This window comes from Bacillus sp. T3 (assembly GCF_033449965.1).
Taxonomy (GTDB): Bacteria; Bacillota; Bacilli; order Bacillales; family Cytobacillaceae; genus Bacillus_BU.
In genome coordinates this window covers 3604626-3626835 of record NZ_CP137761.1, presented here as the reverse complement: position 1 = coordinate 3626835, position 22210 = coordinate 3604626, and the positions used below count along the sequence as shown (strand labels likewise).

General features: G+C 38.8%; 18 protein-coding genes and 3 pseudogenes. All 21 read left to right on the top strand.

Annotated elements, in window-relative coordinates; all coding sequences use genetic code 11:
• The first annotated feature begins 11 nt into the window (after positions 1-11).
• The 21 genes and pseudogenes from ftsL to pgeF all read left to right on the top strand — a co-directional run bounded on the left by ftsL (position 12) and on the right by pgeF (position 22209).
• A complete protein-coding gene (gene ftsL, locus RGF10_RS18470) occupies positions 12-365 on the top strand; it encodes a cell division protein FtsL (protein WP_318504901.1) in 354 nt (117 codons plus the stop codon).
• A pseudogene (locus RGF10_RS18465) lies at positions 365-2577 on the top strand (penicillin-binding protein). Before ftsL ends, RGF10_RS18465 begins: the two are co-directional and overlap by 1 nt.
• 144 nt (positions 2578-2721) lie before the next feature.
• Positions 2722-4676, top strand: a pseudogene (locus tag RGF10_RS18460) (stage V sporulation protein D).
• Positions 4677-4896: 220 nt separating this feature from the next.
• Complete coding sequence (locus RGF10_RS18455) at positions 4897-6366, top strand: UDP-N-acetylmuramoyl-L-alanyl-D-glutamate--2,6-diaminopimelate ligase (RefSeq protein ID WP_318504900.1); 1470 nt, start codon at positions 4897-4899, stop codon at positions 6364-6366.
• Positions 6363-6809 (top strand): hypothetical protein, encoded by a 447-nt coding sequence (locus RGF10_RS18450; protein ID WP_318504899.1) that lies wholly within the window; start codon positions 6363-6365, stop codon positions 6807-6809. The genes RGF10_RS18455 and RGF10_RS18450 overlap by 4 nt, the downstream gene beginning before the upstream one ends.
• Positions 6810-6811: 2 nt before the next feature.
• On the top strand, positions 6812-7786 hold the full coding sequence (gene mraY / locus RGF10_RS18445; RefSeq protein WP_318504898.1) for a phospho-N-acetylmuramoyl-pentapeptide-transferase: 975 nt from the start codon (positions 6812-6814) through the stop codon (positions 7784-7786).
• A gap of 1 nt (position 7787) precedes the next feature.
• The gene (gene murD, locus RGF10_RS18440; RefSeq protein ID WP_318504897.1) at positions 7788-9137 is read left to right on the top strand and encodes a UDP-N-acetylmuramoyl-L-alanine--D-glutamate ligase; all 1350 of its coding nucleotides are present in this window, start codon (positions 7788-7790) and stop codon (positions 9135-9137) included.
• Positions 9138-9202: 65 nt separating this feature from the next.
• Positions 9203-10303 carry a stage V sporulation protein E gene (spoVE, locus tag RGF10_RS18435; protein WP_318504896.1) on the top strand — a complete coding sequence of 367 codons (1101 nt, stop codon included), beginning with the start codon at positions 9203-9205 and terminating at the stop codon, positions 10301-10303.
• Between the two features lie 299 nt (positions 10304-10602).
• Positions 10603-11697 carry an undecaprenyldiphospho-muramoylpentapeptide beta-N-acetylglucosaminyltransferase gene (gene murG, locus RGF10_RS18430; protein ID WP_318504895.1) on the top strand — a complete coding sequence of 365 codons (1095 nt, stop codon included), beginning with the start codon at positions 10603-10605 and terminating at the stop codon, positions 11695-11697.
• Between the two features lie 73 nt (positions 11698-11770).
• Positions 11771-12689, top strand: a pseudogene (gene murB, locus RGF10_RS18425) (UDP-N-acetylmuramate dehydrogenase).
• A 131-nt stretch (positions 12690-12820) separates the two neighbouring features.
• Entirely contained in the window at positions 12821-13606 is a 786-nt protein-coding gene (locus RGF10_RS18420; RefSeq protein WP_318504894.1) for a cell division protein FtsQ/DivIB, read from the top strand.
• Positions 13590-14285, top strand: a complete 696-nt coding sequence (locus RGF10_RS18415; protein WP_318509570.1) for a DUF881 domain-containing protein — start codon at positions 13590-13592, stop codon at positions 14283-14285. Before RGF10_RS18420 ends, RGF10_RS18415 begins: the two co-directional genes overlap by 17 nt.
• 15 nt (positions 14286-14300) lie before the next feature.
• The gene (locus RGF10_RS18410; RefSeq protein ID WP_318504893.1) at positions 14301-15029 is read left to right on the top strand and encodes a DUF881 domain-containing protein; all 729 of its coding nucleotides are present in this window, start codon (positions 14301-14303) and stop codon (positions 15027-15029) included.
• 4 nt (positions 15030-15033) lie between these two features.
• On the top strand, positions 15034-15396 hold the full coding sequence (locus RGF10_RS18405) for a small basic family protein (protein ID WP_318504892.1): 363 nt from the start codon (positions 15034-15036) through the stop codon (positions 15394-15396).
• 113 nt (positions 15397-15509) lie between these two features.
• A complete protein-coding gene (gene ftsA, locus RGF10_RS18400) occupies positions 15510-16796 on the top strand; it encodes a cell division protein FtsA (RefSeq protein WP_318504891.1) in 1287 nt (428 codons plus the stop codon).
• Positions 16797-16834: 38 nt separating this feature from the next.
• Positions 16835-17977, top strand: a complete 1143-nt coding sequence (ftsZ, locus tag RGF10_RS18395) for a cell division protein FtsZ (protein ID WP_318504890.1) — start codon at positions 16835-16837, stop codon at positions 17975-17977.
• A 272-nt stretch (positions 17978-18249) separates the two neighbouring features.
• Complete coding sequence (gene spoIIGA / locus RGF10_RS18390) at positions 18250-19185, top strand: sigma-E processing peptidase SpoIIGA (RefSeq protein WP_318504889.1); 936 nt, start codon at positions 18250-18252, stop codon at positions 19183-19185.
• A gap of 46 nt (positions 19186-19231) precedes the next feature.
• Positions 19232-19951: an RNA polymerase sporulation sigma factor SigE gene (gene sigE / locus RGF10_RS18385; RefSeq protein WP_318504888.1), complete on the top strand. Its 720-nt coding sequence runs from the start codon at positions 19232-19234 to the stop codon at positions 19949-19951.
• A 203-nt stretch (positions 19952-20154) separates the two neighbouring features.
• On the top strand, positions 20155-20934 hold the full coding sequence (sigG, locus tag RGF10_RS18380; RefSeq protein WP_318504887.1) for an RNA polymerase sporulation sigma factor SigG: 780 nt from the start codon (positions 20155-20157) through the stop codon (positions 20932-20934).
• A 116-nt stretch (positions 20935-21050) separates the two neighbouring features.
• Positions 21051-21323, top strand: coding sequence for a YlmC/YmxH family sporulation protein (locus tag RGF10_RS18375; protein WP_318504886.1), 273 nt, complete (start codon positions 21051-21053; stop codon positions 21321-21323).
• Positions 21324-21390: 67 nt separating this feature from the next.
• Positions 21391-22209 carry a peptidoglycan editing factor PgeF gene (pgeF, locus tag RGF10_RS18370; RefSeq protein WP_318504885.1) on the top strand — a complete coding sequence of 273 codons (819 nt, stop codon included), beginning with the start codon at positions 21391-21393 and terminating at the stop codon, positions 22207-22209.
• Position 22210: the final 1 nt, after the last annotated feature.

The following is a 22210-nucleotide window of genomic DNA, read 5'->3' as shown; positions in this document are numbered from 1 at the left end:
GAGGGAAATGAATGAGCAACTTAGCCAAAAAGCTGCAACAAGAAACGCAAAAACGCACGGAACAACAAATAAAAACTCAAGTTGTAAAAAAAGCATGGTTTTCCCCTGGTGAAAAAATCTTAGGTCTGCTTTTTGGAGCATGTGTGTGTATTGGGTCAATTCAAATTGTTTCAAATCAAGCAGATATTTATAAGGTAAATAAAGGGATTCAGGATGTCGAAACTAAAATCCAGGAACAGCAAAAGGTGAACAGTGATTTAAATGTTCAAGTAGCTGAATTAAGTACTTATGAACGGATATGGGCGATAGCCACAAAGGAACTTGGATTAAAATTAAACGACAATGTTAAGGTTGTGCAAGAGTAATGTTAAAAAAACAACCCAATATGAATCGGGGAGCAGCGATATTATTTGTAATATTCAGCCTGCTCTTTTTTGTCTTACTTTTCCATTATGTAACCATTCAAGTGACGGGAGAAGCCAAGGGTGAAGCGTTGGCTGCAAAGGCCCAACAGAAATATACGAAAGAAAGAGTCATTGATGCCTCTAGAGGAACAATTTTTGATCGAAATGAGGAAGTAGTGGCGAAGGACACAACTTCATATACGGTTGTCGCCATATTAGATAAAAAAATGACGACGGACCCGAATAAACCAAACCATGTTGTTGATAAAGAAATGACCGCTAAAAAACTAGCTAAATACCTGCCAATGAGTGAAACGGAAATTTTGCAGCGGCTCAAAAAAAGGGTCTTTTCCAGGTTGAGTTTGGAAATGCAGGCCGTGATATTTCACATCAGGTAAAGTCGGAAATTGAAGCGTTAAAGCTTCCAGGAATCACTTTTGTCCGTGATAAAAAGCGATTTTATCCGAATGGAATTTTTGCCTCCCATTTAGTAGGCTTTGTTGAAAAGGAAGAAAAAGCAGACGGCACTAGTAAAACAGTTGGAAGAATGGGGATTGAGAGTGCTTTAAACAATGAGTTAACCGGAAAAAATGGCACGTTAAAATACGAAAGTGACCTTTGGGGTTATTTGCTCCCAGATGGAGAGGAAAATATTAAACCGGCACAAAATGGAAACGACGTTTATTTAACCATTGATAAAAAAATACAAACTTTTTTAGAGGATGCAATGAACAAGGTTAATGAAGAATATCAACCAAAAAAAATCATTGCCATTGTTGCGAATCCGAAAACAGGGGAGATCCTTGCGATGGGGCAACGACCATCATTTCATCCTAAAACAAGAGAGGGTATTGATAAAAGCTGGCATAATGAGGCAATTGAAAACTCATTTGAACCAGGTTCAACCATGAAAATTTTTACCTTATCAGCTGCGGTTGAAGAGGGTGTTTTTAATCCAAATGAATGGTACCAATCAGGTTCATATAGAGTCACGCCGAATTCTAAGCCGATTCGGGACCATAATGGTAGCGGATGGGGCTCCATTACCTTCCTTGAAGGTGTACAACGTTCATCGAATGTGGCATTTGCTAGACTAGCAAATGAAAAGCTGGGTTTTGATACGTATCGTGAATACTTAACAAAATTTGGATTTGATCAACCAACAGGTATCGATTTACCGAATGAAACATCAGGAAAAATAGTGTACCAATATCCGATTGATAAAATCACAACTGCGTTTGGACAAGGGACAGCCATTACACCGATTCAACAAATTCAAGCAGCAACAGCTGTTGCAAATGATGGGAAAATGATGAAGCCTTATGTAGTAAGTAAAATAGTGGATTCAAATTCTGGAAAGGTCGTAAAGGAAGGTGAACCAAAGGTAGCTGGTAAACCTATTTCCGCAGAAACAGCAAAAGAGGTTCGTGATATTTTAGAAACGGTTGTTACGTCGCCAAAAGGAACGGGAAGCCGATATAAAATCGACGGCTATTCTGTTGCTGGGAAAACTGGAACTGCGCAAATTCCAGGAGCTAAAGGATATTTGACCGGTGCTCAAAATTATATTTTCTCCTTCTTAGGTATGGCTCCAAAGGATGATCCGGAATTAATCGTTTATGTTGCGGTCCAGCAACCAGAAATTAAGACCTATTTTGATGGATCCATCCCGGTTTCTCAAATTTTTAACTCGGTAATGAAAAATAGTCTTCAATATTTAAATATTAAACCAGTAAGTATGGAAAAGGCGAAAACCAACACACTTACTAACTATGCTAATCATTCGATTGATACTGCGCTAAATGACTTAACCAAAAAAGGACTTGATGCAATCGTTATTGGTGATGGCAATACTGTCCTCGAACAGACTCCAGCACCAAATGTCTCTGTTCTTGAAGGGGAGAAGGTCATCTTGAAAACAGACGGTGAGCTTAAGATGCCAGATTTAACTGGGTGGTCACGACGTGATGTATTAATATTGGCCAAAATGGCTGATTTGAAATTAACGATTACGGGGAATGGTTATGCAGTTAGTCAAAATCTCACCCAAGGAACGGTTGTAAAGAAGGGAACATATTTAATCGTCAATTGTTTAACACCAGATGAAGCTAAAAAAGCATCAGAGGATAAAGCAGCAAAAGGTGAAAGTCAAGAGGATGAGGTCCACGATTAACACCACCTACCGTTCTAATTTAAATGGTACAAGCATATAAATGAACAAGCCTGTTAAAGGACTCTAAGGATTCCTCCATTAAAAATGAGGATCAGGGTTCGTCGGAACAGTCCGAGAGGATGAGAAAGGAGTTTCGTTCATTATATGCGTGTATCACAAGTAACGGTTCGCAAGCGGCTCGCCATCGCGCTAATTGTCGGTATCCTGATTTTTTTAGTGATTGATTTACGGCTTGGATATGTTCAGTTTTTTTTAGGAGATTTATTAACAGATCGGGCCAAGGATTCTTGGAGTCGAAATATACCATTTGAACCGAAACGAGGCGAGATTGTCGACCGCAATGGGGTGAAGCTTGCCACTAATATTAGTTCTCCAACTGTTTATGTTGTTCCGCGTCAGATCGAGGACCCTGATAAAACGGCTGAAAAATTAGCAGCTGCTTTGAATATGTCAAAGGAAAAAGCCTATCAGCATATCACGAAAAAGAATTCAATTGAGAGAATTCCTGAGGGAAGGAAGATTTCCCATGAAAAAGCAAAAGAAATCCGTTCCCTAGGCTTAAAAGGTGTCTATATTGGTGAAGATTCAAAGCGTAGTTACCCATTCGGAACATATTTATCACATGTGTTGGGCTTCGCCGGAGTCGATAACCAAGGTTTAATGGGTCTTGAAAAGTATTATGATAAAGAATTAAAAGGTGAAAAAGGCTCTGTTAAGTTTTACGCTGACGCAAAAGGAAAACGGATGAACGATATGGCGGATGATTACCAGGCGCCGCAGGATGGTTTAGATTTGAAACTTACCATCGATACGAAAATTGAGACGATACTTGAACGTGAACTTGATATTGCTGAAACAACCTATCAGCCAGAAGGGATTATCGCGATTGCGATGAATCCAAACAATGGAGAAATATTGGGGATGTCCAGTCGTCCAAGCTTTGACCCGGCCAATTTTCGAAATGTACCCCAAGAGGTGTACAATCGAAATTTACCTGTTTGGAGTACCTATGAGCCTGGATCGACCTTTAAGATTATTACCTTAGCAGCTGCACTCGAAGAAGGCAAGGTAGACCTTGAAAAGGATCATTTTCATGATCCTGGCTTTGTGGAGGTTGGCGGCTCTAGGTTAAGGTGCTGGAAGAGAGGCGGACATGGAAGTCAGAGCTTCCTTGAAGTTGTTCAGAACTCTTGCAACCCTGGGTTTGTAGAGCTTGGTCAAAGATTAGGGAAAGAAAAACTGTTTCAGTATATTAAAGACTTTGGTTTTGGTGAAAAAACTGGAATCGACCTTCAAGGAGAAGGTACGGGGATATTATTTAAATTAAATAGGGTCGGACCAGTTGAACTGGCAACGACCGCATTTGGTCAAGGGGTTTCGGTTACCCCCATTCAGCAAGTTACAGCAATTTCCGCAGCAGTAAATGGCGGTACCCTTTATACGCCGTATATAGCTAAAGAGCTTATCGATTCAACCACTGGAGAGATTGTGATGAAAAAAACGCCAGTGGCAAAACGAAACGTTATTTCTAAGGAAACTTCGGAAAAGATTCGTTATGCATTAGAAAATGTAGTCGCCCAGGGTTCTGGAGGAAAGGCATTTATTGATGGGTATCGAGTTGGTGGAAAAACAGGTACAGCCCAAAAAGCACAAAATGGACGATATCTTGAAAATAATCACATCGTCTCATTTATTGGATTTGCGCCGCGGATGACCCGCAAATTGTTGTGTATGTCGCGGTAGATAACCCTAAAGGAACGGTTCAATTCGGAAGTCAGGTATCTGCACCAATTGTTGGGAATATCCTGAAGGATGCATTGCCTGTTCTTGGTGTTGAACCTCGTAAAGAGCAAATCCCTAAGAAACAAGCTTTTGGAGATGTTCCGATGATCGAGGTACCGGATGTTGTTGGATTTGAGAAGAATGAATTGAGAGAGTTATTTATCAATTTAAAGATTGACTCGAGTGGTGAAGGAAATACTGTCGTCAAGCAATCGCCACAACCTGGAGTTAAGGTTAAAGTGGGTTCAACAATAAGGCTGTATTTTTCGGATGAAGCAAAAACTGATCAGAAGGATAAGGAAGAAAAGAAGGAATAGAACATTGAAGGGGCGGCAAAATTTATTTCGCCGCTCCTTTTGCGTGGAAACACATTTAGTAGAAAAAATTATCTCGATGTCGTGGCTTAATTGATTGGAATCGTGTAAAATAAAACCGCTATATTTTTTAGATTAAACTTATACTTTCATAATTTTTGTTAGTAAGAAGTATTTAGTTAATGTGAATCGGCTTCTTTCGATGAGAGGATTGATATATTAAATGAATTTACATAGTTTACTGGAAAGTTTACATCCATTAGCACCGTTTGACTTTGAAGATGTAGAAATTACTTCGATTGAAAATGATAATCGAAAGGTCCAGCCAGGGTGCTTGTTTATATGCGTGAAGGGCTATACAGTCGATGGGCATCAATTTGCCCCTTCAGCAGTTTCCAATGGAGCAGTAGCAGTGATCGCAGAAAGAGAATTAGACTTAGATGTACCCGTAATTGTCGTTAAAAACACGATAAGAGCAATGGCAGTGCTCGCCGATCAATTTTACGGTCATCCAACAAAAAAACTGCACTTAATTGGAATTACTGGAACAAATGGGAAGACTACAACGAGCCATTTAATTGAAAAAATATTGGCCGATGCCGGGAAGAAAACTGGTTTAATTGGGACAATGTACACAAAAATTGGGGATGTTGTTGAAGAAACTAAAAATACAACACCTGAGAGTTTAACTTTGCAAAAAACCTTCAAAAGAATGGTTGATGCTGGTGTTGAAGCAGCGGTAATGGAGGTTTCATCCCATGCATTAGATATGGGGAGAGTACATGGCTGTGATTATAATACGGCTGTTTTTACGAACTTAACTCAGGATCACTTGGATTACCATCATACGATGGAGGAATACAAAAGAGCGAAGGGATTGCTTTTCTCTCAGCTTGGTAACACGTTTGATGTAAAAACACCGAAATTTGCCATTCTTAATGTGGATGACGAGGCATCTTTAGGATATGAAAAATCGACTGCTGCTCATATATTAACCTATGGAATTGATTTTGAAGCAGATTTACGTGCGACAAATATTAGGATGAATGCCAGTGGAACAAGCTTTGAGCTCAAAACCCCAATCGGTATTGAGAAAGTTACGATGAAATTGATTGGTAAATTTAACATTTACAATGTACTTGCTAGTATTGCCTCAGGGCTTGTATATGGTATACCTCTATCACAAATTATCGCTTCGATCGAAGAGGTACAAGGGGTTTCTGGTAGAATGGAGCTGGTGGATGAAGGTCAATCCTACGCTGTCATTGTCGATTATGCTCATACACCAGATAGTCTCGAAAATGTATTAAAAACGATACAACAGTTTGCTGAAAAACGGATTTTTGTTGTGGTAGGCTGTGGGGGAGATCGCGACAAAACGAAGCGTCCACTTATGGCACAAATAGCTGTGAAATATGGAACCGATCCAATTTTCACCTCAGATAATCCACGGAGCGAGGATCCAAATGCCATCCTAAACGACATGGAAGCAGGAGTTTTAAGTAAAGCAGATTATCGAGTGATTGTTGATCGCAAAGAAGCTATTACCTTTGCGATTGATTCAGCAAATCGTGATGATATTATTTTAATTGCTGGAAAAGGACATGAAACATATCAAATAATCGGTGAACAAATTCTCTCCTTTGATGACCGAATTGTGGCGAAAGAGGCGATTAAGGAGCGGAAAGAATGAAAATCGGATATGCATGGTTAACTACTATTTTTTCAAAAACAGCAGGCATACAAGATTTAAGTCTAGAATTTGACACTGTGGCAACGAATGGGGAAGAAGAGCAGCCTCGCGGCTTATTTATTCCGCTTTGGGGAAATTCAAATGAATTATTGGATGCGATTCATAATGGGGCGATAGCAGCAATATGGGAAGAGGACCATAAACTTCCCGCTTACACGCCTAACCATTTCCCAATATTTTTTACAAAAGATTTAGAAACAGATATTAAAATTATGCTTGAAAGTTACATTGAAACGGTAAAGCAGGAAGAGGAAAGAACACAAATGTCCAATTTTATAAACGTAGAACTTCTTAATGAAAAAATGAAAACATATGATGATTCTGATAAGGTTAAGCCAATTATGCAGCTAATGCAAACACTTGAGGATGTAAGGAGGGGATAAAAATGATGGAGCAAGTTATATTTTTCTCGATATTAATGGGCTTTTTGATTACTGTCTTACTTTCTCCCGTTTTTATTCCATTCTTAAGAAGATTAAAATTTGGACAAAGCATTAGAGAAGAAGGGCCAAAGTCACATCAAAAGAAGACAGGAACACCAACAATGGGCGGGGTTATGATTCTCCTCTCCATCATTGTGACAACCTTGGTGATGACCGGTAAATTTGCAGAGCCAACCGTAAAAACATATTTATTATTATTTGTAACGTTCGGATTTGGATTACTAGGATTTTTAGATGATTTTATAAAAGTTGTAATGAAACGAAACCTTGGTTTAACATCGAAGCAAAAGCTTTTAGGGCAAATTATTATTTCAGGCATTTTTTATTTCGTCTATATACAAAATGATTTTTCAACTGAAGTCAATATTCCTTTTGTAGATTATTCCATTGATTTTGGTTGGTTCTATCTGCTGTTTGTTGTTTTCTGGCTAGTTGGTTTCTCTAATGCAGTCAATCTAACAGATGGTTTGGATGGTTTAGTATCTGGGACTGCTGCAATCGCCTTTGGAGCGTTAGCTGTTTTAGCGTGGAATCAGTCGCAATTTGAAATTGCGATATTTTCTGTCGCGGTTGTAGGAGCTGTGTTGGGCTTTCTTGTGTTTAATGCTCATCCAGCAAAGGTATTTATGGGAGATACCGGTTCATTGGCATTAGGAGGTGCGATTGCGACGATTGCGATTTTAACAAAGCTAGAAATTCTACTCATCATTATCGGTGGGGTATTTGTAATCGAAACGCTATCTGTTATTTTGCAAGTTGCATCGTTTAAAACGACCTGGAAGAGAATATTTCGTATGAGTCCATTGCATCATCACTATGAATTAGTAGGCTGGTCGGAGTGGCGCGTCGTTGTAACGTTTTGGACTGTTGGTTTACTGTTTGCCGTGTTAGGAATCTATATAGAGGTGTGGTTATAAAATGAAAATGATTGAACTATATCGCCATAAAAAGGTACTAGTTTTAGGGTTAGCAAAAAGCGGGGTAAGTGCGGCCTCTCTGCTTCATAAGCTTGGCGCGTTTGTAACGGTAAATGATAAAAAGCCATTATCTGAAAATCCTGAGGCCCAAGGGCTACTAGAACAGGGGATTAAGGTAATTTGCGGTGACCACCCGATTGAACTTTTAGATGAGGGGTTTGAAGTTATTGTAAAAAATCCTGGAATTCCGTATCATAATCCGATGATTGTTGGCGCGTTAGATCGAGAAATTCCTGTCATTACAGAGGTAGAGCTTGCTTATCAAATCTCGGAAGCACCATTTATCGGTATTACAGGAACAAATGGAAAAACAACGACGACGACACTGGTTTTTGAAATGCTTAATATCGGGCAAAAGCAACCATTAATTGCTGGAAATATAGGTACCGTAGCATCTGGCGTTGCCGAAAAAGCTACTTCGGACAATACAATTGTGATTGAATTATCCTCTTTTCAATTGATGGGGATTACTACATTCAGACCGAAAATTGCGATCATAACGAATCTTTATGATGCCCATCTTGATTATCATGGAACAAGAAGTGAATATTGGGGCGCAAAAGCAAGAATTACAGGAAATCAAACTGAACATGATTATTTAATAATCAATGGTGATCAGCAGCAGTGTGTGGAATTAGCAAAAAATACTGCCGCGAAAGTGATCTACTTTTCAACGACAAAGAATTTAGGTGAAGGTGCGTATATCCGTGACGGTTGGGTTATGTTTGGATTGGAGCAGATTGTTAGAATTAAGGATATCGTTCTTCCTGGAGTACATAACTTAGAAAATATTTTATCGTCTGTGGCAGCAGCAAAGCTATGTGGAGTTTCAAATGAAGCGATATATCAAGTGTTAAGTACCTTTAAAGGGGTTAAGCACCGTTTGCAATTTATTAGTGAAAAAGAAGGTCGTCGTTTCTATAATGATTCAAAAGCAACGAATATTTTAGCTACTTCAAAAGCGCTCGCTGCCTTTGAAACCCCAATTGTTTTACTCGCAGGGGGATTAGATCGCGGTAATAGCTTCGATGAACTAATTCCTTCAATGCAAAATGTGAAAGCGTTGATTACATTTGGTCAAACAGCACCAAAATTAGAAGAAGCAGCAAAAGCGGCAGGAATAAAAGCGATTAAACGCGTCGATAATGTGGAGAAAGCCGTTCCCGTTGCATTCGAACTTTCTGAAAAGGGCGATGTAATTCTTTTATCACCTGCTTGTGCAAGCTGGGATCAATATAAAACTTTCGAAGTAAGGGGAGACATTTTTATCGAAGCGGTGCATAAGCTTTAGTAAGGGTTTGTCCTCCAGTGCTATTCGGGATTCAGGCTCTAAACTCACAGTCGAGGTGTGTTGCATTGCCGCAAAAAAAGACTACTCCTGATTTATTGCTAATGATCATTACTTTTACATTGCTCGCTGTAGGCCTGATTATGGTATACAGTGCAAGTGCAGTCTGGGCCGATTATAAATTTGATGATTCATTTTTCTTCGCGAAGAGACAATTACTATTTGCAGGTGTTGGAATCTTTGCTATGTTCTTCATTATGAACATTGATTATTGGACTTGGAGAACATGGGCAAAGGTACTGGTCATTACGTGTTTTGTTTTATTAATTCTTGTTTTGATCCCTGGTATCGGAAATGTCAGAAATGGTTCAAGAAGCTGGATTGGCGTTGGAGCTTTTTCGATTCAGCCTTCTGAATTTATGAAGCTGGCTATGATTGCCTTTTTAGCGAAGTTTTTATCCGAACGTCAAAAATTAATTACGTCATTTAAACTTGGACTGGTACCATCGTTGGCTCTGGTGTTCACTGCATTTGCCATGATCATGCTTCAACCTGATTTAGGAACAGGAACAGTAATGGTCGGAACATGTGTCGTGATGATTTTTATTGCTGGTGCAAGAATTAGTCATTTCGTTGGTTTAGGGTTACTTGGTGTAGCAGGGTTTGTGGGCTTAATCATTTCAGCTCCTTATCGAATGAAGCGTATTACCTCCTTTATGGATCCATGGCAGGATCCGCTTGGGAGTGGATTTCAAATCATTCAATCACTTTACGCAATCGGCCCTGGTGGATTGTTCGGTTTAGGTCTGGGAGAAAGTCGTCAAAAATTCTTTTACCTACCCGAGCCACAGACTGATTTTATCTTTGCTATTTTAGCAGAAGAGCTTGGGTTTATCGGTGGCTCATTTGTTTTATTATTATTTGCTTTATTATTATGGAGGGGCATTCGAATTGCATTAGGTGCTCCAGATCTTTATGGAAGCTTCTTAGCGGTAGGAATAATCGCGATGATTGCCATCCAAGTGATGATCAATATCGGCGTTGTAACGGGGTTAATGCCTGTAACGGGTATTACGCTTCCATTCTTAAGCTACGGAGGCTCCTCGCTCACCTTAATGCTCATGGCAATTGGTGTCCTCTTAAACATAAGTCGGTACGCAAGATTGTAGACAGACCCTGTTATTACAGGGTTTCTTTCTTTTTCTATGGATGTGTTCAGTTTGAATGTTGATTTCCGCTCCAATCAGCATTTAACTGTAACTTACCCCTTTCTTTATACATTTGGTCGTACTAGTGTTTATGTAATACCCATGAAACATATGTTTCTTTTATTACAAAACAATTAAGATTAAATTGAATGATTATTTTAGTACAATTTTATAGTAAAATTGTAAAGGTACGTTTTCAAAATCAGTGAGTTGATTTTAGTTTAGATGCTCACGCTTTTATAAATTGAGGTGAAAGTAAGATGAAAATTGTTGTTAGTGGCGGAGGAACAGGAGGCCACATTTATCCTGCCTTAGCATTAATACGAGAAATCAACAAGACAGAAAAAAACGCTGAATTTCTATATATCGGAACAAAAAAAGGGCTTGAAAGTACGCTTGTACCAAGAGAAAATATTCCGTTTGAAGCCATTGAAATTACTGGATTTAAACGCAAGCTATCCTTTGAAAATGTTAAAACGATTTATCGATTTTTAAAAGGTGTTCATGATAGTAAAGTCATCTTAAAAAAATTCAAACCAGATGTTGTGATTGGCACGGGTGGATATGTTTGTGGACCGGTTGTGTATGCAGCTGCTAAATTAGGCATTCCGACCATAGTTCATGAGCAAAATAGTGTCCCTGGGTTAACAAATAAATTCTTAAGTCGTTATGTGGACAGAGTGGCTATTTGCTTTGAGGAAGCAAAGCAGTATTTTCCAGAACAAAAGGTTGTACTAACGGGAAATCCTCGTGCATCAGAAGTGCTTGGACAGGATGGCGAAAAAGGTAAGAAGTCTGTAGGTTTAACGAAAAACCTCCCATCTGTCCTGATTTTTGGAGGAAGCAGAGGGGCACGACCAATCAATGAAGCCGTCCTAAAATCTTTGTCACAGTTTGGTGAAAAGCCATATCAACTTTTATATGTGACGGGTGATGCTCACTATGAAAAGGTGAAGCAAGAAGCTGAGATTTCAGGAAATCCTAATAATGTCATAATCAAACCGTTTGTACATAATATGCCTGAAGTTCTAGCGGGAATTGACTTGACTGTTTCGCGTGCTGGTGCCACCACTTTAGCTGAGCTAACCTCTTTAGGGGTACCGAGCATACTCATTCCTAGTCCATATGTGACAAATAACCACCAAGAGAAAAATGCAAGGGCCCTTAGTGACCATGGTGCTGCGGAGCTATTATTAGAATCTGAGCTAAATTCTGCAAAACTAATAAAAAAAATTGATGATATTTTATTGAATACAAACAAGCTATCAGAAATGAAAATAGCGGCAAGGAAACTTGGGATTCCTGACGCTGCTGGCAGATTATTGCAAGTCATGAAGGAAATCACAAAACGATAGTGAGTTGTAGCCCAGAATATCCCTTTAGCATAAAATAAATTACACCGAACCTAATCATGAAAGGGAGGTAACCATGAACGCTTTTCTTACTGAACTAAAAGAACAACAGGTTGGCAAGATTAAGGAACATGAATTATTAGCAAATCATACAACGATGAAAATTGGCGGACCAGCTCAGCTTTTTATTGAACCATCTTCGATTGAACATCTTCAAAAAACAATGAGGTTAATCCGTAAATATAATATAAAATGGCGTGCCATAGGCAGGGGCTCGAATCTACTTGTTTCGGATCAAGGACTTGAAGGGGTTGTTATTAAATTAGGAGCAGGCCTCGATCAATTAGAGGTAAATGGTACAGAGGTCAAAGTTGGTGGAGGGGCATCACTCGTAAGCTTTGCCACAATGATCTGTAAAAAAGGTCTGTCTGGCCTAGAGTTTGCCGGTGGTATTCCTGGTTCTGTTGGTGGTGCCGTTTATATGAATGCTGGTGCACACGGGAGCGATATTTCTAAGATTCTAACGAAAGCTCATATTCTTTTTCCTGATGGCACTATGGAGTGGCTCTCAAATGAAGAAATGGAGTTTTCCTACCGGACATCCGTCTTACAAAAGAAACGCCCTGGAATTGTCGTCGAGGCAGTATTTGAGTTGATGAAAGGCGAAAAAGATTCAATTGTTGCCGAAATGCAAAAAAATAAAGATTACCGAAAACATACACAACCATGGAATTATCCTTGTGCCTGGAAGTATTTTTCGTAACCCGCTTCCCAACTATGCAGGGCAGTTAATTGAAGCCGCTGGCTTGAAAGGCTTTTCGATTGGCGGGGCGAAAATATCAGAAATGCATGGGAATTTCATCGTCAATAGCGGAAACGCAACGGCTAAGGATGTTGAAGATTTAATTCAATATATTAAAGATAAAATTTTTGCATTATATGAAATAAAAATGGAAACAGAAGTAGAAATAATCGGGAAAAACTTACAGAAATGATTCGGTTTGAACCCGCTAATATGATATAATTATTGAATAGGACAATGGAAGGTCTCGGTAAATAACGGCATGATATCGTGCCGTTGTTTTCACTTTATTGTATAATTGACAAGCTTCAAGAGGTGAGTGGAGTGGAGAAAGGGAAAATTGTCTCCCTTGAAGATCGTATACCAAAATTAAAACAGCAAAGAAAGAGGAAGGCCAACAAAAGATTGGTCATGTTATTGTTTGTTTTCTTTCTCTTAGTTTGCTGCATAATCTACTTCCAATCTCCCCTAAGTCATGTGAGGAAAATCCATGTAAAGGGTAATGAAGTGTATTCATCTGAGGATATTAAGGACCTTTCAGGATTGACGACGAAAACGAATATTTGGAAGATTAACGAAGGGCAAATCGAAAAGAAGCTAGGACAGTTGCCGGAGATTAAGAAAGTCAAAGTTCTCGTTAAATTTCCTTCTAGCGTTGTGATTACAATTCAGGAACATAAACAAATAGCTTATATCGCGAAGGGAGAAAACTTTTCTGCCGTATTAGAGAACGGAGAGATTCTTCCGAAAATGAAACGAGAAACGTTTCCGATACAAGCTCCTATCCTAAATGGATTTACGAAGGGAAACATCTTAAATAAAATGATTGATGGTCTTGAGAAATTACCTGATGGAATTGTGAACTCAATTTCAGAGATTTATTATACCCCGAAAGAAACCGATAAATATAGTATAACCCTTTACATGAATGATGGTTTCCAGGTGCTTGCTACCCTGAGAAGTTTTGATGAAAAAATGGCTCATTATCCTTCGATTATAAGCCAATTGGATCAAAATGAAAAAGGAATCATCGACCTTGAAGTAGGCTCCTACTTCAGAGCTTACGAACAGGAAGGAGCTGAACAACTTGAAGATGAAGGTGAAGGGTAAGCATGCCGTTCTTTCTTTAGTTTGTTTAGTATTAGGGTTTATGATTGCCTTCTCATACCAAAGAACCCAAGCACAAAACGAAAACGACGTTATTTCGGACAAGCAGTGGCAGAGGAATTTGGATTTGCGAAATCAGCTAATTGAACAAGAAGAAATGAATCGGGAGCTCCAAAAGGAATTAACGAAAACTCAGGAACAGATTCTTGAAAATGAACAAGATCTAGCTAAAGAAACCCAAGTTTATTTTAACCTTGCTGAAGACACAGAGAAATATCGGATGTTTTTAGGTAAAGTGAAAGTAAAGGGTAAGGGTGTGGAAGTTACCTTAGATGATGGTGACTATAATCCAAAAGATGATAACATCAACAATTATATTGTTCACGAGCAACATGTGTTTAAAGTGATTAATGAATTATATATTTCGGGCGCTCAAGCGGTAGCGATTAACGGTCAAAGGCTTTCCTATAACTCTTACATCGTTTGTAATGGACCAGTTATTACGATTGACGGTACCCAACAGCCTGCTCCCTTTGTTATTACCGCAATCGGTGATCCTGATGTGCTTGATGCAGCGTTAAATATTACGGGTGGGATCAAGGATCAGTTGGTTAGTGATAACATCATCGTAAAAATCGAGAAAAAAGAAAGTATCGTATTAAATCCCATTCTGGGCAGCTAAAGTTAGGTGAGAAGCGTGGACAAGAAATATGTTAATTTTACAGCTGTTGCTGTTATTGTAGGTCTTATGCTTGCGATCCAATTTCAAACTGTTAAGGATCCGGTGATAAGGGATACACGTGATACATGGGAGCTTCAGCAAGATTACTTAAAAGAGCGGGAGCTGTACTCGAAGCTCATTCAAGAAATCCGATCAAACGAAGAAAAATTAGCAAAATATGAATCAGAAAGAAAACAAGGTAAAGAACAGGTGTTACGGGAAACTCTCGATGAATTAAAAATGCAGGTTGGTCTCACTGAAGTAACTGGACCTGGGATTACTCTTTCGATTGGACCAGCCTATGAAGAAATTGCATTAGGTAGTTCAGATTCGATGATATCACCTGATTCCCTAAAAAGATTAATAAATGAATTAAACATGAATGGGGCCTTGTATATATCCATAGATGATCAACGTCTTATCAATACTTCTGTTATTCGTGATATTAATAACGAAACGAAAATTGATGGTCATTCACTTAAGAATCTTCCTATTGAAATTAAAGTGATTGCAGAAACAACGGAACTAGCAGAAAAACTGTACAATGTGATGGAGGCTTCACAGGCTGCCGAAGAACTGTATAAGTTTGACAGTCTCCGTGTAAATGTGTCGAAGCCAACAGATAAAATTACTGTTCCGGCATATCAAGATACGATACGGGTGCGAAATATGGAACCTGTTGAATCTGGCAAAGGAGGCAGTTAAGGATATGTGGCTTCCCTTAATCGGGCTAGTCATTGGGGTCATACTTGGATTGCTTACGGATTTAAGGATACCTGATGAATACTCTAATTATTTGTCGATTGCAGTCTTAGCTGCACTTGATACATTGTTTGGTGGCATAAGAGCGCACTTGCAAAATATTTATGACGAAAAGGTGTTTGTCTCTGGCTTTTTCTTTAATATTATCCTAGCTGCAAGTTTAGCTTTTCTGGGTGTACATCTTGGTGTAGACTTGTATTTAGCAGCGGTTTTTGCTTTTGGAGTAAGGCTTTTCCAGAACATTGCTGTGATTCGACGAATATTATTGACAAAATGGTCAACACCGCGGGAAAAATTAGAAAAAAATTGAATTATAAAAAAGGGAATAATGGTATTTTGACGAATAATTCTATAAGATATTCTGTTTTTGCATTTTAAGGCTGTTGTTCAATAACAGAAATAGCGAAAAGGAGGTGCCAATGAATGAACAGCAATGAAATATACGTAAGTCTTGACATCGGTACATCCAGTGTAAAAGTTATCATTGGTGATATGGTCAATGACTCCTTAAATATTATTGGTGTTGGCAATGTGAAGTCTGAAGGTTTGCGAAAGGGCTCCATTGTGGATATAGATGATACCGTTCATTCAATTAAACGGGCGATCGAACAAGCAGAGCGCATGATAGGGATGGAAATAAGACAAGTGATAGTTGGAGTAACAGGGAATCATGTTTCCCTGCAACCATGTCATGGTGTCGTTGCCGTTTCCAGTGAAAATCGTGAGATAACAGATTTAGATGTTGCGCGTGTCATTGACGCGGCTCAGGTTATTTCAATTCCACCAGAACGGGAAATTATCGATTGTATTCCAAAGCAATTTATTGTGGACGGTCTTGATGAAATAACCGATCCTCGTGGAATGATCGGAGTTCGCCTAGAAATGGAAGGAACGATTATTACTGGTTCGAAAACGATACTACATAATACACTCCGATGTGTGGAGCGAGCAGGATTAGATATTTTGGAAATTTCGCTCCATCCTTTAGCTGCAGGATCTTTTGCTCTATCAAAGGATGAAAAAAGCCTTGGGGTAGCGTTAGTTGATATTGGTGGTGGCTCAACCACAATTGCCATTTTCGAAAATGGATATTTGCAAGCGACTAGTGTTCTACCTGTTGGTGGCGACCATATAACCAAAGATATCTCGGTCGGACTAAGAACGTCTACTGAGGATGCTGAAAAGATAAAAATTAAGTATGGACATGCATTTTATGACCATGCTTCAGAAGATGAAGTTTTTAGTGTTCCAACAATTGGCAGTGATCAACATCAACAATTTAATCAAGTTGAATTATCTGATATTATTGAAGCACGCATGGAAGAAATTTATGAATTGATTCAATCAGAAATACGACGTTTAGGTTTTGCGGATCTACCTGGTGGGATTGTCCTAACAGGTGGAGTAGCAAACATGCAGGGAGTATTGGAATTAGCACAGGTAGTTTTCCAAAACCGTGTTAGAATGGCTATACCAGACTATATTGGTGTTCGTGAACCACAATATACCACTGCGGTGGGTTTAATTCAATTTGCCTATAAGAATGCAAGATTAAAAGGCAAAAAGCTTGATCAATTTTCACAAGGTCAAGAGTTAAAGGAAAAGCGTGTTCAAAAACAGCCGCAACCAAAAGCAAAGCCAGAAAAGCAACATCCAGAAGAGAAAATGTCAACAAGGATGAAAAAGTTCCTAGGGTACTTTTTTGAGTAAACGGCTATCACGAATACGACGAATTAGGAGGATTTGTCATGTTGGAGTTTGATACAAATTTAGATCAACTAGCTACAATAAAAGTCATCGGCGTTGGTGGCGGCGGAAACAATGCTGTAAATAGAATGATTGAGCATGGCGTTCAAGGAGTTGATTTTATTGCAGTCAATACGGATGCCCAAGCTTTGAACCTATCAAAAGCAGAAATTAAAATGCAAATTGGTGGAAAATTAACACGAGGACTTGGTGCCGGTGCAAACCCAGAAGTTGGGAAAAAGGCAGCGGAAGAAAGCCGAGAGCAAATAGAAGAAGCTTTAAAAGGTGCCGATATGGTGTTTGTTACAGCTGGAATGGGTGGCGGCACTGGAACTGGAGCAGCTCCTGTTATCGCGCAAATTGCTCGAGAATTAGGGGCTCTTACTGTTGGGGTTGTAACTCGTCCATTTACTTTTGAAGGCAAGAAACGAGCTGGACAAGCAGCTGGTGGGATTGCGGCAATGAAAGAAGCGGTCGATACGCTAATTGTCATCCCGAATGACCGCTTATTAGAAATCGTTGATAAGAGCACTCCAATGCTTGAAGCTTTCCGTGAAGCAGATAATGTCCTACGCCAAGGTGTTCAAGGTATTTCCGACCTTATCGCTGTACCAGGACTAATTAACCTCGATTTTGCTGATGTTAAAACGATTATGTCATCTAAAGGCTCAGCATTGATGGGAATCGGAGTAGCCTCAGGTGAAAATCGTGCAACAGAAGCAGCTAAAAAGGCCATATCCTCTCCACTATTGGAAACCTCCATTGATGGGGCTCAAGGTGTTCTAATGAATATCACGGGCGGTACAAACTTGAGTCTTTATGAAGTTCAGGAAGCTGCGGATATCGTTGCTACTGCTTCAGATCAAGAAGTAAATATGATTTTTGGTTCTGTAATTAACGAGAATTTAAAGGACGAAATTGTTGTAACTGTCATTGCTACTGGCTTTAATGAAGAAACTGTTCAGCCACAAAAAATGACTCGTCCAGGTTTTGGACAAGTTAAACCAGGTTTGAATTCAGTTAAACGTGAGCCAAAGCGTGAGGAAATTCAGGCAGAACCAATCCGTGCAACACATACTCCACAACAAACGGAAGATACACTTGATATTCCAACATTTCTACGTAACCGTAATCGTAGAAGATAATAGAATCGTTAAACATGGCTCAGAAATGAGCCATGTTTTTTATTGTTATCCTTCATTTTCTCCCCAAATAAATCTTTCCAAATAAACTGACAAAAACCGTAGCATATAGTGAAAACTTCCCCTTTTTTGTGTACAGGAAGTGACATACTTCTGTTACCTATATACGTTATACTTTTTCGTAACAGACTACTAGATTTGCCGTAATGCCAAAGTATAAAATCATGCCGAAGTCACGATTCATTTAGAAACGGTCTAGGGAAGGGGGGTACTATGTGACCGTCTACCTCGATGTAATATGGGCTTTGAATCTGCTGTTTGATAGTCTTCTTCTTTTTTTAACTGCAATTATTTTGAAGAGGCAGGTTTCTAAGTGGCGAATCTTCAGCGGTGGTTTACTTGGTTCAATCATTATTTTATTAGCTGTGACTCCTCTTCAGCCCTATTCCGGACACCCAATATCAAAGTTGCTATTTTCTATTTTTATGGTGTTAATTGTTTTCGGCTACAAGAGATTTAGGTATTTTATTTCGGGATTAATGACCTTTTATTTCACCACTTTTTTGATTGGTGGTGCATTAATAGGAACACATTATTTCGTTAACTTTGATTTCGAATTATCTTCATCGGTCATGCTGGCAAGTGTGAAAGGATTTGGAGACCCCATTAGTTGGTTTTTTGTCCTTCTTGGATTCCCAATTGCGTGGCACTTTTCAAACACAAATATTGAAAAAATTGAAACAGCTAAGATTCAATTTGATCATATTGTGAAGGTGCATATTTATTTAGATCAGCTGAGGTTTGAGTTTTTAGGATTAGTCGATAGTGGGAATCAACTTTATGATCCCATCTCTAAATCCCCAGTCATGTTAGTTTCTGTGAAAAACCATTTAGAAGAACTTCCGCCTCAATTGCTTCATTTAGCTCAAAATCCTGAAGCCGTTTTATTTGGAAATGAACAGGTGTCAGGTGATTTAGAAGGAAGAATGAGGATTATTCCTTGTAAGGTGGTGGGAAAAGAGCATCAGCTTATCATTGCATTGAAGCCTGATCAAATTGTGATTCAAGATAAAGAGCATAGTTATACCAGTAAAAAGGGATTAATTTCCTTCACTATGCAGGAGTTATCGAGTGAGGATTCTTTTCAATGTATCGTTCATCCTAAAATGATGTCTGGACCGAAAGAGTGCACCACATCAAAAGTAAGCTAATAATACTATACTCATTAAACAAAATTTTAGAAGGTGAGGACAATTTATGAAAAGAATCAAACTGCGCCTTTATTATTATTGGTATAAATTATTAATGAAGCTAGGACTTAAGAGCGATGAGGTTTATTATATTGGTGGAAGTGAAGCACTCCCGCCGCCGTTGACAAAAGAGGAAGAAGAAGTCCTGTTAAAAAAACTGCCAAATGGAGATAAAACAGCTCGCTCGATGCTGATCGAACGGAATCTTCGCCTTGTGGTTTATATAGCTAGAAAATTTGAGAATACCGGGATTAACATTGAAGACTTAATCAGTATCGGTACAATCGGGTTAATCAAGGCTGTTAATACATTTAATCCTGAAAAGAAGATTAAACTGGCTACATATGCTTCCCGCTGTATTGAAAATGAAATCCTGATGTATTTAAGGAGAAATAATAAAATCCGTTCTGAGGTGTCGTTTGATGAACCCTTAAACATCGATTGGGACGGCAACGAATTGCTACTTTCAGATGTGCTTGGGACTGAGGATGACATCATAACGAAGGATTTAGAAGCAAATGTTGATCGAAAGCTTTTAGTTAAAGCTTTACATCAGTTATCAGATCGAGAAAAACAAATAATGGAACTGCGGTTTGGGTTGGGGAGTGGTGAGGAAAAAACCCAGAAAGACGTGGCTGATATGCTAGGTATTTCTCAGTCCTATATTTCAAGATTAGAAAAAAGAATTATTAAAAGACTGCGCAAGGAATTTAATAAAATGGTTTAAATCAAGAGGATTGAGTTTTGAAATTCATTAAAATAAAACTGGATATTATTAAGGCTAGCTAAAATTTTTTTAGCTAGCCTTTTCCATATTTATCACCGTTTTTATGATTTTTTCCAAATTTGGTCGATTTGAGCTTGTGCATATTTTTCCTTTTCAAGGAGATACTGTTTTTTGTACAGCAACTCCTGTGAGGAGGGAATGGATTGACTCGAAACAAAGTTGAAATTTGCGGGGTTGACACATCAAAGCTTCCAGTTTTAAAAAATGAGGAAATGCGAGAGCTCTTCAGGCAAATGCATAAGGGTGATATTACCGCCAGAGAAAAACTCGTGAATGGCAATCTCCGGTTAGTACTTAGTGTAATTCAAAGATTTAATAACCGGGGCGAGTTTGTTGACGACCTGTTTCAGGTTGGTTGTATTGGCCTTATGAAATCAATTGATAATTTTGATTTAAGTCAAAACGTAAAGTTTTCTACTTACGCTGTTCCAATGATAATTGGTGAAATTCGTCGCTATTTAAGGGACAATAATCCAATTCGGGTATCTCGTTCATTAAGAGATATTGCCTATAAGGCACTTCAAGTAAGAGAACGATTAATGAGTGAAACTTCCCGCGAACCGACTGCAGAGGAAATTGCAAAGGTCTTAGAAGTACCGCATGAAGAAATTGTTTTTGCGTTAGATGCGATTCAAGACCCTGTCTCTTTATTTGAGCCTATCTATAATGATGGTGGAGATCCAATTTATGTAATGGACCAATTAAGTGATGAGCGAAATAAAGATACACAATGGATTGAAGAAATAGCCTTAAAAGAAGGTATGCGGCGATTAAATGAACGAGAAAAACTAATTTTAAGAAAGCGATTCTTTCAAGGGAAAACACAAATGGAAGTCGCTGAAGAAATCGGAATTTCTCAGGCGCAGGTTTCTCGGTTAGAGAAGGCGGCCATCAAACAAATGAATAAAAACATTCAACACTAAGCTGCCAATTGGCAGCTTTTCGTTTTTTAGGTTCAGTAGCTGGAGCGGAAATCAACATTCTAAACTAACACCTATGAATCATATAATGAAATAGTAGCTCAAAAGAGGTGAAACTGATGGTGAAAATTTCCGAATTTCAAATTAAAGATGTTGTGAACGTATTTGATGGCAAAAGACTTGGCCATATAGCTGATATCGATATAAATTTAAACACAGGCAAAATAGATGCTGTTGTGATAGGGGGGGCAGGTAAAGTCCTCGGATTGTTTGGAAGGGATGACGAAATTGTCATTCCATGGAAGAATATCATTAAAATTGGTCAGGATGTCATACTTGTACGATACCAGGACACAAGAAGTGGAAAATACCTTGAAACCGAGCTTAAGTGACGTTTTTTTACTGTGAGCAGTAGGAGCAATGTGGTAAACTAGAGGAAAATGTAATGGGGACTGATTCATGGAGCCGTTTATTCAGAAGGAAAAAACGTTTTTTGAAATCAATGAATGGACAAATATAGATTCGAAGTTAACAGCGGGCTTTACAACAAAGCACGGTGGTGTTAGTAAAGCCCCTTTTAAATCATTAAACTTTGGATTTCATGTAGGGGACAACAATCAGGATGTCATTCAAAACAGACAAACGTTAGCGAGACAGCTGGCTTTTCCTTTAACTAAATGGGTGGGGGCAGAGCAAACTCATCAGATAAAAATTCAAAGGGTAACCAGAACGGATCAAGGAAAAGGATCTATCAGCTATGAGGATTCATTTAAAGATACCGATGGTTTTTTCACAACGGAATCAGGAATATTATTAACATTAGCTTTTGCTGACTGTGTACCACTTTATTTTTTTGCACCGAAAAAAAGAATTATTGGCGTAGCGCATGCAGGTTGGAAGGGGACTGTTGCTGGAATTGGTCCTGAAATGATTGCCTCTTTTAAAGAGGAGGGCGTTGACCCGAGTGAGGTCCTTGTCGTAATCGGCCCATCTATTTGCGGAAATTGTTATGTTGTTGACGATCGTGTCATCTCGCTTTTGCAAAATAAACTAGAAGCTGTCGAAGAAAAGCCTTATAATTTAATAAAAGCCAATCAATACCAACTTAACCTGCCCGAAGCCAATCGACAATTGTTAATTAGCGCAGGGGTGCAGGAAAATCAAATAAACATGACCCAATACTGTACGAGCTGTAATGGAGACCTATTTTTCTCGCATCGCAAAGACAATGGAAAATCAGGAAGAATGATAAGTTTTATCGGCTGGAAGGAGGTTTAGC